Raw genomic sequence first — 15194 nt, 5'->3', positions numbered from 1 at the left:
ATGGCTTGCTCAATCGGCGTTTAGAAAATAAGCCGAAGGGATAGAAGAATACAGGAGCCGTATACGAGGCCCGTACGTACGGTTCTGTGAGAGGGATGAGGCAAAAGCCTCACCCTACTCGATGTGCATGCGGGGGATTTGTTGCTTTAAATTTAATCACGTTAGCGTTAGAATAAGCGCCGTATTTTTGAGCAACTTTAAAGGGTAATTTTGTTTATAGTTTTACTAAGCAGTGCATTTATAGCTTTAATGTATTTAGAAGCCATTAAAAAAGGTATGCCAATTAAGCGATGGCTTATTTTAGGCGGTTTACTTGGGCCTGTGGCCTGGTGTTTGTTTAATCTACATTATCGTCGTGCTTTAGTAAGAAATGTAGGTATAAATGCGTGTATATGGCGCCCTTAATTTATCGACGCCACATTTTTATTTTTTCTAATTAAGCTTGGGGCTGCTTTAGTTTGTTGCTGCTTTAAAAATTCAGTAAATTCACTTTTTGATAGTGGCTTGGAATAATAATAACCTTGTACTGTTTCGCAATTAAGCTTTTTGAGTATATCAATTTGATGGGCTTGTTCTACACCTTCAGCCACTACATGTAAATCAAGGTTATGCGCAATAGTGACTATTGAGTCGACCATATTACGGCCACGTTCGTTGGTCATGTCATCTATAAATGCTTTATCTACTTTAAGTGTATTAAGCGGAAATTGCTTTAAATACGCTAATGATGAATAACCAGTACCAAAATCATCCATTGCTAAATGAATACCTCGGGCACTTAACGAACGCATAATTGCAATGGCTTCTTTAGGGTCATCCATTACAGTACCTTCTGTTATTTCAAGCTCTAAAAAGTAAGAAGGTAATTCATTTTTTTGCAAAATAACGTCAATACGAGAGGTTAAATCGGGGAGGCTAAATTGCTTTGCTGATAAGTTGACAGCTACTCGGCCGCTAAATAAACCGCTATCTAGCCATTCTTTTACGTCTCTGCAGGCTTTGTTTAATACCACCTCACCAATTTCAATTATTTGGCCCGTTTCCTCGGCTATAGGTATAAAAACTCCCGGACTAATAATGCCTTTTTTGGGTGTAATAAAGCGCACTAATGCTTCCATTCCGGTTAGCTTGCCTGTGCGAATATTCATTTTTGGTTGGTAGTACACTTCAAAATGGTCTTCTTTTAAACCAAAGCGCATGAGGTTTTCAATTTGCAGTCGTTTAACGGCTTGACGGTTCATCGTGTCGTTAAAAAATAGGTAGCTATTACCTTTCTTTTTAGCATGATACATCGCGGTATCTGCATTTTTTAAAAGCAGTTCAGGTGTATTACCGTCTTCAGGGAATAATACAATACCTACACTTGAGGTGATTGCCAGTTCGTGGCCTGCCATTTTAAATGGTGTAGCAATGGCTGCTAAAAACTGTTTAGCCATGCGTGTAATTACATGTATGTCGTTAGTGTCAGACATTACCAGAGCAAACTCATCGCCGCCTAAACGATAAAATACATCATTTTCACGGGTTAGTTTATTTAAGCGCATTGCTAGTTTAGCTAATAAGCTGTCACCTAGCTGATGTCCTAACGAGTCATTTATTTTTTTAAAGTTATCTAAATCGAACACAAGTAAGGCGTGATGCGAATTGAGCTTTACTAGCTTTTGCAAATCAGTAAAAAATAAATTTCGGTTAGGCAGACTGGTTGTGCGATCTCGATTCGATAAGTTATGTAATTGCGATTCTGCTTTTTTACGCTCTGTTAAATCTGAATATACAACGACATAATTAGTTATTTGATTTTGATCGTTTTTAATTTCATCTATCGATATTTCTATCGGCAATAAAATGCGCTCACTATTACGAAGCTTCACTTCTTGTTGAATATGTTCGCGCTCTTTTACTATTTCAATAATTCTGTTTGTGTAGCTTGGCTCATAACCAGATAGGCTAAAATCTTTTCCTAAGTATTGTTCGCGTACGCCACCAAATAAGGTTAAAAAGCTGGGGTTTATATCAACCAGTTTAAAGTTTTTATCATAAATTGCTAAGGCGTCAGTGAGCGACTCAACACATTTTGCAAAAAGGTTTAAGCGCTCTTCAGTTGATTTTAACTGTGATATATCGCGAACGGTACCTGTCATTCTAAGGGGGGATAAGTTGGCGTCTTTTTCAATTATTTTTCCGCGATCGAGCACCCAGTGCCAACGACCAAAAGTATCTTTGATTCGGTAGGTGGCTTCAAAAAAAGCAGACTGCTCTGCAAAGTGCACTTTTAGCAAGTGCTCAACGTTATTAATATCGTGAGGATGGATAAGGCCTTTATTTGGTGGAAACCCCATTAACGTAGTTGAGTCCATTAAATACTTATCGTTAATGCGAATAACTTCGCCTGTTTTTATGTTCCAGTCCCAAAGTGTATCGCCGCTACCTTCTACGGTACTTTTAAGGCGTTTTTCCGAAAGTCGAAGTTGGCGGCGTGAACGTCTAAGTTTGTGGATTACAAATAACAGGTACGGCAAAGCAAGCGATATAATGGCGCTTGCTAGTATAAGTATATTGTCTGAGTTGTAATTAAGTGATGACTCAAAGGCAAAAAGCTCAAATGAGTAAGCAAGTACTACAAGCATGCTTAGTTTTATTATTGTTTTTATCATTTTTTGATTACTTCTAATTTACAAATGATAATTTAAAACAAGCTAAACCTAGAGTCAAAGAGATTGAGAGTAAACGGGCATATTTTGAGATTTACTGACTTTCGCCGAGCTTAAAAGCTCATATCTTGGTCTATTATCATCAAATAGGCTTAGTGCATAAACTTTTACTTCTCTTAGTGTTAGTGCGTTTAGGGCATCTAAAAGTCGCTGCTGCATATGAAATTCATGATCTCTGTTACCAATAGCAAGCCATAACCGTTGTGAGCGCAGGCGCAGGTTTTTATCTTTTTCTGCAATATGAGTACTAAGGCCATGTTTTTGCTGTTGCCAATCGTTTTCATCAAGTGCATCAATATTATCAAGGTAGTTTTTAATAAAACGGTTATGTCGATGCAATAATGTTTTTGCATCAAACTTAGGTGACTGCACATAAAATGCTATACCAGCACGCGTGTTAAATGGTGCATAACCAGCGCCTACTAAATAACCAAGTTGCTGTGTAGTTCGTAATTCATTAAAGTAATCTTGATTAATTAAATGATTTAACGCCATCATTTTTACTTTTTCGGCCACGCAATCCGTTTGCGCTTGATAGTAAATAACCATTGCATGGTCGTTACAAGGAAGCTCTAACTCGTAGCGAGTTACTTTTTTAATTTCAAAAAGAGGGCGTCTTAAATCTTCAATTATGGTTGCGTTTTTTAAGTGATTTGCGACCTTTTTTTGAAAGGCTATTGCATCACTTTGCTGCCAGTTACCATGTAAAAATGATTCAACATGTAGTGCTTTAAAAAAGTCTGTTCTGAACTCATTAAATTGCTGAAAACAGGTGTTTTTTAATGCCGATGCAAGCTCCCCAGGTTGTGGGTTCCAAGGCATTATTTTTGCGCCTAAAATGCTAAATAACTCACTGACTGGTTTGTTTTGGTTGCTATTGCGCCAATGCCTTACAAGCTGTTTTTTATATTCAGCAAAGCGTTTTGCACAGATCTCTACATTAAATAAAGCATCTATTAATTGATCAACAAGCTCTAACTGGCTAGATGAAAGCCCCGCGGTATGTAGAGTTAATCCACCTTGATGCGAGGTTAAGTGATAGCTAAGCCCCGCAAGTTCTGCAGGATAAAATTGCTCGCCCACGCTATCCATAAATAAATCTGTAAATAAGCGGGTGAGTGCCATATGTTTTACATCTTTTACGGCAAAATCAGAATCCATGGCCAAATAAAAATGACCTTTAGCAATACGAAATGTGTTGTCTTGTTTAAACCAAAAGTCAAAACCGGGTTCTTTTACTAATAACTCGGGTTTTGTTTGTGGTTTTATGACATCAAATAACACCACTTCTTTTGTTAAATAAGGATTAGCGGTAGGCAGCAGCATTTCGCTCAGCGGTTTATTTATCTCACTAAGTGCATCAAGCCAACTAGGTGAAATATGTTCTACTTTATATGGTGTGTTATACCATGCGGTTTTATGTTCAGACTCTACATCTGGATGTATAAGTACGATGCGCATATTATGTGGCGTTAACCACTGCATGGCCATTTCGTGGGTCGCTTTTTTAAAGCCTTCCATTAAATAGTCGCCTTGCACGTAATTTGCTTCGTCGTAATGCTGCATATTAATGCTTAAATTACTGACCCAATCAATCAAGCGTGACTTTTCTTGGTTATCAAATGCTATTTGTAATAGATTTTTTTTATCTTGATATAAACGCGGCAATTTTTCGGTGTTATCGTTAATTAAACAAATGTATTCAAACACCATTTCAATAATGTCTTCGAAGTATTCAATACCTTCATCGGTAAGCGCTAAACTAATATTAAAGTCTTTAAAGTTGCTGCCATTAATACCACCGCCAGCAGAAAGCGCGTTTATCCAGCCTTGCTCTTTTAAAATAGAATAAAGAGAACCCGCGCCTTCATAGCCAAGTAAATGGGCAATAAAACTCACTGTTTTGTGGCGATAAAAGTCGTCAATATTAGGCATAGCAAAACTTATGATAAGTTTTTGCATATGCTTATGCGGCTCAATATGAAGTATTTTTCCTATGTCTTGTTTGCGATAGAGTGGCTCACTGATCTCTGGCTTTTTGAGGTTTTTATTACCCTTAATTGCGCCAAAGTAAGTTTGTGCCCAGCTTTGTAGTGTGTCTAATGTTTCGTTTGCGCAAATAACTAAAGTCATCCACTGAGCTTGGTACTGACTATTAAAAAAGTCGCGAAGCTCATCACTAATACAGCGCTCTCTGTCAGCTAAGGTTTGTAGGTTTCCTACAGAAAATTTAGCAAATGGATGAGCTGGATTTACCGTTTCTTTGTGGGCTTGATAAATACGGCGACCATCGTCTTTTATTTTTAGTTTAAACTCGGCTTCAATTGCGTTGCGTTCTTTTTCTGTTTCGGCTGAATTTAAAAGTGGCGCAATAAAAAAACGGCTAAATTGGGTAAGCGCCTGTTCAAATTCTTGGTTATTAACATCAAAAAAGTAACAGGTATGCTCAGTGCCAGTCCACGCATTAGTGTTCCCGCCAGCTTGCGAAACAAAATTATTAAAACTGCCTGAATCTGGGTATTGGTCAGTGCCTAAAAAAAGCATGTGCTCTAAAAAGTGTGCTAGGCCTTGCCTATCAAGAGGATCGTCAAAATGCCCGGCGTTAACTGCCATTGATGCTGCCGCTTTTGTAGAATCTTTATCTTGCACTAATAGTACTTTTAGACCATTGTCCAGTGTAAAGGCGCGGTATGCTCTGTTATCATTGCGGCTGATATTCAAATGATGCTCCTGAAACTAAACGTTTACTTGTTAACAACAGATGATGGCTTCAGGAAAGCGAAATACAGCTTAAAGATTTACCTGAATCTCATGAAAGAATTATTTAGAAATAAATAGATTTATGTTGTTAATATAGCTGACAAATGGGCAAACTGGCTACTGTTTTATATTCTTTAATCGGTTGATTTTTTATGAAAACAATCCTAATAATGCGCCACGGCGAAGCAACACCCATGCAGGCTGATGATGCAGGTAGAAATTTAACCCAAGCAGGGCACGATGAAGCTGAAAAAATGGGCCTTTGGCTCAGTAAAGCACATTGCCCTGATGCACTGTTAGTTAGTCCTTACATTCGTGCACAGCAAACAGCTGCAGGTGTGGCTAAAAATAACGTATTTAAATTTAGCGAAACCACGTCCGATATTATCCCCGAAGGCAAACCTCAAATTGCTGCTGACTATCTTGAAACGCTTATTGCTACTCATCCCCAATGCAATACATGGCTTATAGTGGCACACATGCCTATTGTAAGTTATTTAGTGGATCAATTAAGCCCTGGTAATATGCCAATTTTTAATACAGGTGCTGTTGCTGTTATTAGTTATGATGAGCAAACCCAGCGTAGTAGTTATATAAGTATAAATGCCCCAGAAAACCTTTAAATAATTGAGAAAAGTATTATGACGATAGAACGCTTACAAACAGGTGCGCGCATGAGCCGCATAGTAAAACATAATGGCACTGTGTATTTATGTGGGCAGGTATGCGCCGACGCGCAAAAAGGTATTAAAGAGCAAACTCAAACTATGCTTGATAAAGTAGAGGCGCTGCTTGATGAAGCAGGGAGTTCAAAAGAACACATGCTTAGCGCGACTATTTATGTAAAGAGCATGGAATACTTTGCTGATATGAATGCAGTATGGGATGCATGGGTACCCGAGGGTTATGCGCCTGCACGTGCCTGCGTAGAAGCTAAAATGGCACGTGATGCACTACTTGTTGAAATTTCAGTAGTTGCAGCTTTAAAAGAATAATAGCTTTAATGAATCGCTCCCCCGTTGTACTTATCACAGGCTCTAGCCGAGGTATTGGCGCAGCTACCGCACTATATTTTGCAAAGCATGGTTATGATGTTTGCATTAATTATAAAGCAGATTTAGCTAGTGCAGTATTGGTGGCAGAAAAAGTAAAGCAATTAGGAGTTGAGGCTGAAGTAATTCAAGGTGACTTGTCACTAGAGGCTGACGTTTTAGCTTTATTTATGCATATAGATAAAGTCTTTGGTCAACTTGATGTACTAATAAATAACGCCGGTATTTTAAAACCACAAATGCCCTTGTTAGAAATGAGTGCTAAGCGCATAAACGAAGTTTTGACTACAAATATTACCAGTGCTTTTTTATGTAGCCGAGAGGCAATAAAGCGAATGGGAAATGGCGGTAGTATTGTTAATGTTTCATCGGGAGCCGCTAAAACGGGCTCTCCTAATGAGTACATTGATTATGCAGCATCTAAAGGTGCAATGGACACATTTACTATTGGCTTGGCAAAAGAGGTGGCAAGTAAAGGTATTCGAGTTAACTCGGTTAGACCAGGGCTTATTTACACTGATATGCATAGCGATGGCGGTGAAAAAAATCGAGTCGATCGTCTTAAAAGTAAATTACCCCTTGGCAGAGGCGGTACACCCGAGGAAGTTGCTGCAGCAATTTACTTTTTAGCTTCAGAGCACGCTTCTTTTACAACGGGTAGCTTTGTTGATGTAGCCGGCGGTTTGTAAGCTAAAGTAATAAAGCTAGCCAAAACGTAAAGCTAATAACACTTAAGATAGTAGAAAGTACGACAGCCCCAGCAAGAGTAGCTTCATGCTGCTTTATTTGAGTCGCAATAAGATAAGCATTTACGCCAACAGGGGACGCACTTAAAAGTACCAATACATTAAGTATTTGCGTGTCTAGCTTAAATACATAAGTGCCTACCAATAAAACTAACGCAGGCAATAAAAATATTTTTAAAATTGATGCTATTAACGCCGGTTGCCAATTTGCAGCTATTTTATAAAAAGCTAAATTTGCACCAAGTACAAATAGCGCACAGGCAATTGCTGGTTTAGCTAATAGCTCCAAACTATTTGCTAAGTCGCTAAACAGTGTAACTCCTAATATGTTTAATATAAGCCCGCACCCAATACTCAGTACAATAGGATTTAGTACCATACTTTTTCCAAAGTGCGACCACGAAAATTTATCGCTGCTACCTTTAGCGCCTATTAAAAAAGTAAGTGCAAATAACAATGTGCTATGAAAGGTGATGATCATAAATGCAATAGCAATCATCTCTTTACCCAGTGACGCTATAACAATTGGGATACCTACCAACACCATATTTGAATAACTTCCTGCCAAACCAAATACGCTGTGTTGTTGATAATTTATTGCTTTATTATTGAGACATGACTTATTTAAGTAAAAGCGGTCAATTAAAATGCCTAATCCAAACACACACAAAACCGGTATGTAAAAGCTCATAAATGCAAAAAGGCTGATGCTTTGCTGCAGGTTTATTTGCGACATATTTAGTACTAAAAAGGCTGGTAAACTCACATAAAAAGTAAATTTACTTAGACCCGCAATGTTTTGTTCGTTAAAAAATTTTAACTTACAACAGCCATAACCCAGTGCCACAATAAAAATGAGCGGAAAAATAATTGAAAAAATATGCACGAAGTTACATCCTAGTAATAGCTAAAGTTAGCGTCTAAATTCATCACTTTGCGGTAAATTAATTAGTATGAGTACAGCGCCTCTACCACCATATTCGAGAGGGGCTTGGTGCATCGCTATTACGTCAGGGTGCTGTACTAAGTACTGGGGCACTTTGTGCTTTAGTACGCCGCCGCCAATACCGTGCACTACACATGCACAATAGTAATGCTGCTTTTTACATTCGTGAATGAGTCCAGCGAGTTCGTCTTTAGCAAGTTCTTTATTTAAGCCATGTAAATCTAGCGTCAAATCGGGTGCAAAGTCACCACGGCGAAGCTGTTTAGCTAGGAAAGTATCTTGGCCAGGTTTTACATATTTAACCGTGCCGTGGGTGTCTATATCTGGAATATAAACGTCTGAGAAGAAAAATTCAGATTGAGCCTGCTTTTTTTGCTGGGCAAATTGCTTAGCTTGTGACACCTTAGGCTTTGTATCAAAACGATGAGTATCTTGTTTAAATACTTTGGCGCCTGTGATCGTTTGACGAAATAAGCTGATGTCGTCATTGCTTAGGGACGAATGTGATGGAGTGTCTTTTTTCATAACTATTACCTAAACAAAAAAACGTAAAAACGCAGCGCAAAAGGCGGTACAATACTTAAATGAGGGGCAATTGTAATTTGCCCAGCGCAGATAGGCAATGCAATCGTCTTAAAGACTCAAAACAGTCAGTAAGCTAATACAGGTAAAAATATATGAGCGATTTACAAATAGAAGAAGCAACACTCGAAGAAGCCGTTGCAGAACTGTCAACTTTACATGACTGGTTACGTTGGACTACAAGCCAATTTGCAAGTAGTAGTATATTTTTTGGACACGGTACAGATAACGCATGGGATGAGGCTGTAAGCTTATTACTGCCTGCGCTTAGCTTGCCTGTTGATGCGCCAAAAGAATTAATGCACGCGCGTTTAACAAGCACAGAAAAAAACCGACTTGCGGGTCTTATTGCAGAACGTATTAACGACTGCACACCAGTACCTTACTTAACAAACATTGCATGGTTTGCGGGTATGCCATTTTATGTGGATGAACGTGTACTTATACCTCGCTCACCGTTTGCTGAGCTTATCAGCAACCGCTTTACACCCTGGCTTGAAGAGCCACAATCGGTTAACCGCATATTAGATTTATGTACAGGGTCGGGTTGTATCGCAATTGCACTTGCGCAAGCTTTTGAGCAGGCACAAGTTGATGCGGTAGATATATCGTATGAAGCGCTTGAAGTGACAGACATTAACATTAACGATTACATGTTGAGTGATCGCGTGTTACCTATTCAGTCTGATGTATTTAGCGGTGTGCCAGGTCAAAAATACGACCTAATAGTAGCAAACCCACCGTATGTTGATGCAGAAGATATGGCTGACCTGCCACGTGAATTTCATCATGAACCAGAGCTTGGACTTGCATCAGGCCACGATGGTTTAGATGTAACCCGTACTATTTTAAGCGAAGCGAGTGAACATCTAACAGATAACGGTTTGTTATTTGTAGAAGTTGGTAACTCTATGGTACATATGGATGCACTGTATCCGGGCGCGCCGTTTGAATGGATTGAATTTGAACAAGGCGGCTTAGGTGTATTTGTAATTAGCAAAAAGCAGCTAGATGAGTATTTTGCAAAATAATACCAACTCCATTAAGTATGTGATCTAAATTTTACGCCGAAAAAACAATTCAGTTCTAGGCGTAAATTGATGTAAATGGTTGTTCCCTTTGCGAAATTTACAACAAAGAAATGGGTTGTTTTAGCAAGTAAAATAGATCAGCTATTTATTTGAATTGGTATAAGTAAAAAATGAATAGCCAAGCCCTGTGCTTGGCTATTGGTAGTCATTAGGAATGAGGAAAGTTAATGGCAGGTAATAGCATTGGGCAGTTATTTAAAGTGTCCACCTTTGGTGAGAGCCACGGCGTTGCATTAGGCGGCGTTGTTGATGGTACTCCCGCAGGTCTTGAAATCACAGAGGCCGACTTACAAATTGATTTAGATCGTCGAAAACCAGGCCAAAGCCGTTATACAACGCAGCGCCGTGAAAGCGATCAAATAAAAATATTAGCAGGCGTTTTTGAAGGTAAAACCACAGGTACCAGCATTGGTTTATTGATTGAAAATACCGATCAACGCTCGCAAGATTACGGCAAAATTAAAGATGTATTTCGCCCAGGTCATGGCGATTACACGTATTGGCATAAGTACGGCTTGCGCGATTATCGCGGTGGCGGTCGTTCATCTGCACGCGAAACCGCGATTCGCGTAGCGGCAGGTGCTATTGCTAAAAAATACTTAAAGCAATTTCATGGTATTGAAGTTAAAGCATGTTTAAGTCAGCTTGGCCCTATTAAGGCGGAAACGTTTGACTGGGATGAAGTGGAAAATAACTTATTTTTCTTCCCTGATGCAAGTAAGCTTGAAGCGCTTGACGAATATATGCGTGACCTTAAAAAGCAAGGTGACTCAGTTGGCGCTAAAGTAAAAGTAGTGGCAAGCAATGTACCTGTTGGTCTTGGTGAGCCAGTATTTGACCGCCTTGACGCCGAACTTGCACACTCATTAATGAGTATTAACGCGGTTAAAGGCGTTGAAATTGGTGATGGCTTTGATGTGGTTGAGCAAAAAGGCTCTGAGCATCGCGACGAGCTAACCCCTGAAGGTTTTACATCAAATCATGCAGGTGGTGTACTTGCGGGTATTTCGACAGGGCAAGATATTATTGCTTCTATTGCGCTAAAACCAACGTCGAGCATTACTATTCCAGGTAACAGCATTAATACAAGTAACGAAGCGGTTGAGATGATCACTAAAGGTCGTCACGACCCGTGTGTAGGTATTCGTGCAATCCCGATTGCTGAGGCAATGATGGCCATTACCTTAATGGACCACTTACTGCGTCAACGCGGACAAAATCCGCATGTAAATCACGAACACGGGCCAATTAATGGCTCTGTGTAAGTATTTATAATTATAAAAAAACGCGGATTACCGCGTTTTTTTATGTCTGTAATTTAGTTAGGAGCCTTTCAGGAGTTGTTCAAGTAAGCCCTATATACTGCAAGAAGGAGGGTAGTAATCATGAACGATAATATTAATGAACACTCACAAATAAAAGCCCAAGCTGCAATAGCCCGCTTAGAACGTTTCAGTAAGTTAACGGATAGCAGCATTGGTATTCCTTTTACTAAATTTAATATAGGTTTGGAGGCGGTGATTGGTTTAATCCCTGTAATAGGTGATGCCGCAGGGCTAATTTTATCAAGCTATGTGCTTATAGAAGCGCAGCGTTTAGGTGTGAGTAAACGTATAAAGACTAAGATGATCATTAATATGCTCATAGATTTTGTAGGCGGCTTAGTGCCATTTTTTGGTGATATTTTTGATGCCTTTTTTAAAGCTAACACGCGTAATACACAACTATTAAAAAAGCATTTAAACAAGCAGTTGAGTGAGTAATTAATAGCTTTAAGTAACAGTTAGCAAAGAGACTTTAAACAAAATGTTGTTGGTTGTTAAATCACCTAGTAAGGTAGGAGCGTCTATTCATTTTGGTATCTACAATATGCAATTATTTATCGGTAATAAAAACTACTCTAGCTGGTCATTACGCGCATGGTATTTAATGAGTAAATTTGATGTTGAGTTTAGTGAAACCCAGCTAGTACTCGACACCCCCGACTTTTACAATGAACTAAAAAAGACCTTTGCTTTGCAAAAAGTCCCAGCGTTAATTGATGGCGATTTACAGGTATGGGATTCGCTAGCAATTTGTGAATATATTAACGATGCTTACTTATCAGGCGCTGCATGGCCAAAATATATTACCCAAAGAGCTAAAGCGCGTGCACTAAGCGCTGAAATGCATTCAGGCTTTATGGCACTGCGCAGTGAAATGCCAATGAATATAAGAGCAACCCGTAAAGTAGACCTATCGAGCGAAACACTAAAAGACATAGCCCGTATAGACGAAATATTTGCACAGCAACAAGATGTGTTTCCAAATGAGTGGTTTTTTGGTGACTTTAGTATTGCTGATGCCATGTATGTGCCTGTTGTACTGCGCTTAAAAACCTATCAAATTACGTTATCGGCAGAGGCGCAGCAATATTGTGACTTTGTTATGCGTTGCCCAGTATTACAAGTATGGATCACTCAGGCATTAACCGAAACCGATATTGTAGAGTGTGATGAAGCAGGAACGCCTGTATAATTATTGTTTTTCATATGGCATGTTCTATGTCTTAAAATCATAAGTTTAAACTAGGCAGCTCATGTATCTAAATCACCCAAGGTATGGCAATAAACCGATAACTACCAATACCTCAGTGACAATAGAGACGATAGAGAATGCGCACTGGCTTACTCGAGGCTTAAATACTTCCCTGATACGGTAATATTGGCAGATATAAAAAAGCAAAACTATGCCATTGACCCTCGGGCACTTTATGTTGATATTGAAGAGAAGTGCGAAAGTTGCTCTAAGGCATTTATTTTTTTTGCTCAAGAGCAGCAATATTGGTTTGAGGTACTTGATTTTTGGGTTGATTCACACTGTACACGTTGTTTTGAATGCCGTAAGCATGCCAGATATATACTAACTCTACGTAAACGGTACGATATGTTAACTAGCTTAGCCAATAAAACCTCAAGTGAAAAAACACAGCGTAAAGAACTTGCCAATACGCTTTACTGTTTAGGTATTATTAAAAATATCAATAAAGTGAAAGATTAATCCGCTTATATTTTACTATCCCGCCTTATTTTTACTTTAGTTGTAAAAGCCCGTACAATTCGTCTCGTTTTTAGTGCGCTAATATGGCGCTGTAACCGAGAAAAATTAGCCTAATTTTATGCATCAAATAGCTGATCTAATTTCAATTTTTGAACGCACTTTTTATCAAAGTCATAATACATGTCTGATAAAAGGCGATTGTGAGCCTGTGTATTTACCAGCAACAGAGCAGGTGCCATATCACCAAGTTGTATTTGCGCATGGTTTTTATGCCAGTGCATTACATGAAATAGCACACTGGCTGGTGGCCGGTGATGCACGTCGGTTATTAGAAGATTACGGCTATTGGTACTGCCCAGACGGGCGCGACAAACAAAAACAAGCTGAGTTTGAAAACGTAGAAGTAAAGCCCCAAGCGATAGAGTGGTTATTAAGCACCGCAGCAGGGTTTAATTTTAATGTGTCGGTGGATAACTTAAACGGCGAGCAAACATGTCGGTTTGATTTTCAGCAGCGAGTATATGCACGGGTATTATCGTTAATCGAAAATGGCTTTAACTCTCGTACAGAATCACTTTTAAAAGCACTCTGTGATTTTTACAATACACAGTGGCCATTAACAGCGCAGCAATTTAATTGGCAACATCCGAAGGAGCTTTGTAATGGCGTTTAAATTAGGTTTAATTGTAAACCCAGTAGCGGGTTTAGGCGGAACAGTTGCTTTAAAAGGTAGTGATGGCGCACACACAGCCGCTAAAGCAATCGAATTAGGTGCAGAACCCAAAGCAAATAGCCGCACAAAAGCAGCGCTTGAGGTGCTATTGCCTTATAAAGAGCGCTTAACTATTTACACTGTTAACGGTGACATGGGTGAGCAAACAGCAAAAGCTTTGGGCTTTAATGTAGAGGTTGTATATAACACTTTTGCAATAACAACCCCAGATGACACAGAACAAGCCGCAAAAATACTTAAAAACTCTGGTGTTGATTTGGTCTTATTTGCCGGAGGCGACGGTACAGCACGTAACATTTGCCATGCAATAGAGGATACCATTCCCGTACTTGGTATTCCCGCAGGTTGTAAAATTCATTCTGGTGTTTACGCTATCACGCCAAAGGCTGCAGGGCGCGTAGTCGAAATGCTGGTTAAGGGTGAGTTAGTTACCTTAGCCGATGCAGATGTAATGGATATAGATGAAGATGCTTTCAGGCAAGGCACAGTAAAAGCCAAACGCTACGGCGAAATGCAAACACCTAGCGAAGTACGCTATATGCAAGCGGTTAAAAATGGCGGTAAAGAAACCGACGAACTCGTACTTGCCGACATTGCAGCGCATGTTGTATCGCAAATGGATGAAGACACATTTTATATTATGGGTAGCGGCTCAACGGTTGAAGCCATAATGGAAGAAATGGGGCTTGAAAATACGTTACTTGGTGTTGATTTAATAAAAGATCAAACCTTAGTTGCCCAAGATTTAACGGCTAAACAATTACTTGAGCTTACACATGATCAAAGTACTAAGTTAGTCATTACGCTCATTGGCGGGCAAGGGCATATATTTGGCCGTGGTAACCAGCAATTGAGTCCTGTGCTTATACGCGCAATTGGCAAAGAAAATATTATTGTAGTAGCAACTAAAACAAAACTACAAGCGCTTAATGGTCGCCCCCTTATTTGTGATACAGGCGATGGCGAATTAGATGATGAATTAACGGGTTATATTAAAGTAACCACCGGATTTAACGACCATATTATGTATGCAGTAGGGCACCACAACATTGAAAATATAGGTGCTTTGCAAAACCAGGAGATTAATAAATGAGTTTAGTGAACTATATCGATGCAGCCCAGCAGTACTTCGATGATTTAGTAATAAAAGCAACTGACGATGAGTTATTTGCTGGCGGCTATTTACGAGGTCATTTTGATCTTGCAGTTGGTTATGCCGAAGTAGAAAAGCTGACAATCAGTATAGATGAGCTAAACGAAACTGTAGAGCAAAGCTTAGTTAAAGCATATCGCAACGGCGAGCTTAACGAAGAAGACAAGGCATTAGTTGCACGCTTATGGGATGAAGTTAAAGCCCTCGCTTAACCCTAAGTGTTACAAAAAACACGATGTGTTTATCACTATCGTGTTTTTTTGTTTGCCCAGCGAAGCTGGCAAACCCGATAGGCTGAAAGATGCCTTATTACCCTGACTAAGGGGAAGATAATCTGAATGGCAAGGGCGTCACTGGCCAACGGTGGGGTCTGAAGGAAGC

Annotated in this window: 16 protein-coding genes; 12 read left to right on the top strand and 4 right to left on the bottom strand. The window is 39.4% G+C overall.

What is annotated here, in order from left to right:
* Positions 1–210 precede the first annotated feature (210 nt).
* The gene (locus tag H4J63_RS17785) at positions 211–405 is read left to right on the top strand and encodes a hypothetical protein (protein WP_007580601.1); all 195 of its coding nucleotides are present in this window, start codon (positions 211–213) and stop codon (positions 403–405) included.
* Here the strand turns inward: H4J63_RS17785 and H4J63_RS17780 are convergent.
* Positions 402–2654, bottom strand: coding sequence for an EAL domain-containing protein (locus H4J63_RS17780; protein WP_024604474.1), 2253 nt, complete (start codon positions 2652–2654; stop codon positions 402–404). The two genes, H4J63_RS17785 and H4J63_RS17780, sit on opposite strands and share 4 nt — an antisense overlap.
* 54 nt (positions 2655–2708) lie before the next feature.
* Positions 2709–5432: an insulinase family protein gene (locus H4J63_RS17775; RefSeq protein WP_182197785.1), complete on the bottom strand. Its 2724-nt coding sequence runs from the start codon at positions 5430–5432 to the stop codon at positions 2709–2711.
* Between the two features lie 191 nt (positions 5433–5623).
* Here H4J63_RS17775 and sixA point away from each other — a divergent pair, with 191 nt between their 5' ends.
* From sixA to H4J63_RS17760, 3 genes are read left to right on the top strand one after another with little or no spacing between them, the layout of a single operon-like run.
* Positions 5624–6094: a phosphohistidine phosphatase SixA gene (gene sixA, locus H4J63_RS17770; protein ID WP_024593905.1), complete on the top strand. Its 471-nt coding sequence runs from the start codon at positions 5624–5626 to the stop codon at positions 6092–6094.
* An 18-nt stretch (positions 6095–6112) separates the two neighbouring features.
* Positions 6113–6466: a RidA family protein gene (locus H4J63_RS17765; protein WP_002962161.1), complete on the top strand. Its 354-nt coding sequence runs from the start codon at positions 6113–6115 to the stop codon at positions 6464–6466.
* An 8-nt stretch (positions 6467–6474) separates the two neighbouring features.
* Entirely contained in the window at positions 6475–7212 is a 738-nt protein-coding gene (locus tag H4J63_RS17760; protein WP_182197783.1) for an SDR family oxidoreductase, read from the top strand.
* A gap of 1 nt (position 7213) precedes the next feature.
* Here the strand turns inward: H4J63_RS17760 and H4J63_RS17755 are convergent, their stop codons facing one another.
* Entirely contained in the window at positions 7214–8155 is a 942-nt protein-coding gene (locus H4J63_RS17755; protein ID WP_182197782.1) for an AEC family transporter, read from the bottom strand.
* A 27-nt stretch (positions 8156–8182) separates the two neighbouring features.
* On the bottom strand, positions 8183–8740 hold the full coding sequence (smrB, locus tag H4J63_RS17750) for an endonuclease SmrB (protein WP_007377742.1): 558 nt from the start codon (positions 8738–8740) through the stop codon (positions 8183–8185).
* Between the two features lie 152 nt (positions 8741–8892).
* Here smrB and prmB point away from each other — a divergent pair, with 152 nt between their 5' ends.
* The 8 genes from prmB to H4J63_RS17710 all read left to right on the top strand — a co-directional run bounded on the left by prmB (position 8893) and on the right by H4J63_RS17710 (position 15025).
* Positions 8893–9828 (top strand): 50S ribosomal protein L3 N(5)-glutamine methyltransferase, encoded by a 936-nt coding sequence (gene prmB, locus H4J63_RS17745; protein ID WP_007377743.1) that lies wholly within the window; start codon positions 8893–8895, stop codon positions 9826–9828.
* A 227-nt stretch (positions 9829–10055) separates the two neighbouring features.
* Positions 10056–11153, top strand: a complete 1098-nt coding sequence (gene aroC, locus H4J63_RS17740) for a chorismate synthase (RefSeq protein ID WP_008138551.1) — start codon at positions 10056–10058, stop codon at positions 11151–11153.
* Between the two features lie 120 nt (positions 11154–11273).
* Entirely contained in the window at positions 11274–11651 is a 378-nt protein-coding gene (locus H4J63_RS17735; RefSeq protein WP_024591638.1) for a DUF4112 domain-containing protein, read from the top strand.
* A gap of 106 nt (positions 11652–11757) precedes the next feature.
* Complete coding sequence (locus H4J63_RS17730; RefSeq protein ID WP_182197780.1) at positions 11758–12405, top strand: glutathione S-transferase family protein; 648 nt, start codon at positions 11758–11760, stop codon at positions 12403–12405.
* A 186-nt stretch (positions 12406–12591) separates the two neighbouring features.
* Positions 12592–12927 carry a zinc-ribbon domain containing protein gene (locus tag H4J63_RS17725; RefSeq protein ID WP_033013505.1) on the top strand — a complete coding sequence of 112 codons (336 nt, stop codon included), beginning with the start codon at positions 12592–12594 and terminating at the stop codon, positions 12925–12927.
* Positions 12928–13045: 118 nt separating this feature from the next.
* Positions 13046–13600 (top strand): elongation factor P hydroxylase, encoded by a 555-nt coding sequence (locus tag H4J63_RS17720; protein WP_182197779.1) that lies wholly within the window; start codon positions 13046–13048, stop codon positions 13598–13600.
* Complete coding sequence (locus tag H4J63_RS17715) at positions 13590–14753, top strand: ATP-NAD kinase family protein (protein WP_182197778.1); 1164 nt, start codon at positions 13590–13592, stop codon at positions 14751–14753. The genes H4J63_RS17720 and H4J63_RS17715 overlap by 11 nt, the downstream gene beginning before the upstream one ends.
* Positions 14750–15025 (top strand): YfcL family protein, encoded by a 276-nt coding sequence (locus tag H4J63_RS17710; protein ID WP_024596509.1) that lies wholly within the window; start codon positions 14750–14752, stop codon positions 15023–15025. The genes H4J63_RS17715 and H4J63_RS17710 overlap by 4 nt, the downstream gene beginning before the upstream one ends.
* The last annotated feature ends 169 nt before the right edge of the window (positions 15026–15194 follow it).

This window comes from Pseudoalteromonas sp. 5Ae-yellow (assembly GCF_014077565.1).
In the GTDB taxonomy this organism is placed as follows: domain Bacteria; phylum Pseudomonadota; class Gammaproteobacteria; order Enterobacterales; family Alteromonadaceae; genus Pseudoalteromonas.
The sequence above is the reverse complement of the archived record's forward strand: the minus strand, read 5'-3'. Positions and strand labels throughout refer to the sequence as shown.

What these genes read in the sequence shown, in the direction of transcription:
- H4J63_RS17760 (WP_182197783.1), top strand. Translation starts at nt 6,475, where the DNA reads ATGAATCGCTCCCCCGTTGTACTTATCACAGGCTCTAGCCGAGGTATT.
- H4J63_RS17780 (WP_024604474.1), bottom strand. Translation starts at nt 2,654, where the DNA reads ATGATAAAAACAATAATAAAACTAAGCATGCTTGTAGTACTTGCTTAC.
- sixA (WP_024593905.1), top strand. Translation starts at nt 5,624, where the DNA reads ATGAAAACAATCCTAATAATGCGCCACGGCGAAGCAACACCCATGCAG.
- H4J63_RS17765 (WP_002962161.1), top strand. Translation starts at nt 6,113, where the DNA reads ATGACGATAGAACGCTTACAAACAGGTGCGCGCATGAGCCGCATAGTA.
- H4J63_RS17710 (WP_024596509.1), top strand. Translation starts at nt 14,750, where the DNA reads ATGAGTTTAGTGAACTATATCGATGCAGCCCAGCAGTACTTCGATGAT.
- smrB (WP_007377742.1), bottom strand. Translation starts at nt 8,740, where the DNA reads ATGAAAAAAGACACTCCATCACATTCGTCCCTAAGCAATGACGACATC.
- H4J63_RS17715 (WP_182197778.1), top strand. Translation starts at nt 13,590, where the DNA reads ATGGCGTTTAAATTAGGTTTAATTGTAAACCCAGTAGCGGGTTTAGGC.
- H4J63_RS17720 (WP_182197779.1), top strand. Translation starts at nt 13,046, where the DNA reads ATGCATCAAATAGCTGATCTAATTTCAATTTTTGAACGCACTTTTTAT.
- H4J63_RS17735 (WP_024591638.1), top strand. Translation starts at nt 11,274, where the DNA reads ATGAACGATAATATTAATGAACACTCACAAATAAAAGCCCAAGCTGCA.
- aroC (WP_008138551.1), top strand. Translation starts at nt 10,056, where the DNA reads ATGGCAGGTAATAGCATTGGGCAGTTATTTAAAGTGTCCACCTTTGGT.
- prmB (WP_007377743.1), top strand. Translation starts at nt 8,893, where the DNA reads ATGAGCGATTTACAAATAGAAGAAGCAACACTCGAAGAAGCCGTTGCA.
- H4J63_RS17730 (WP_182197780.1), top strand. Translation starts at nt 11,758, where the DNA reads ATGCAATTATTTATCGGTAATAAAAACTACTCTAGCTGGTCATTACGC.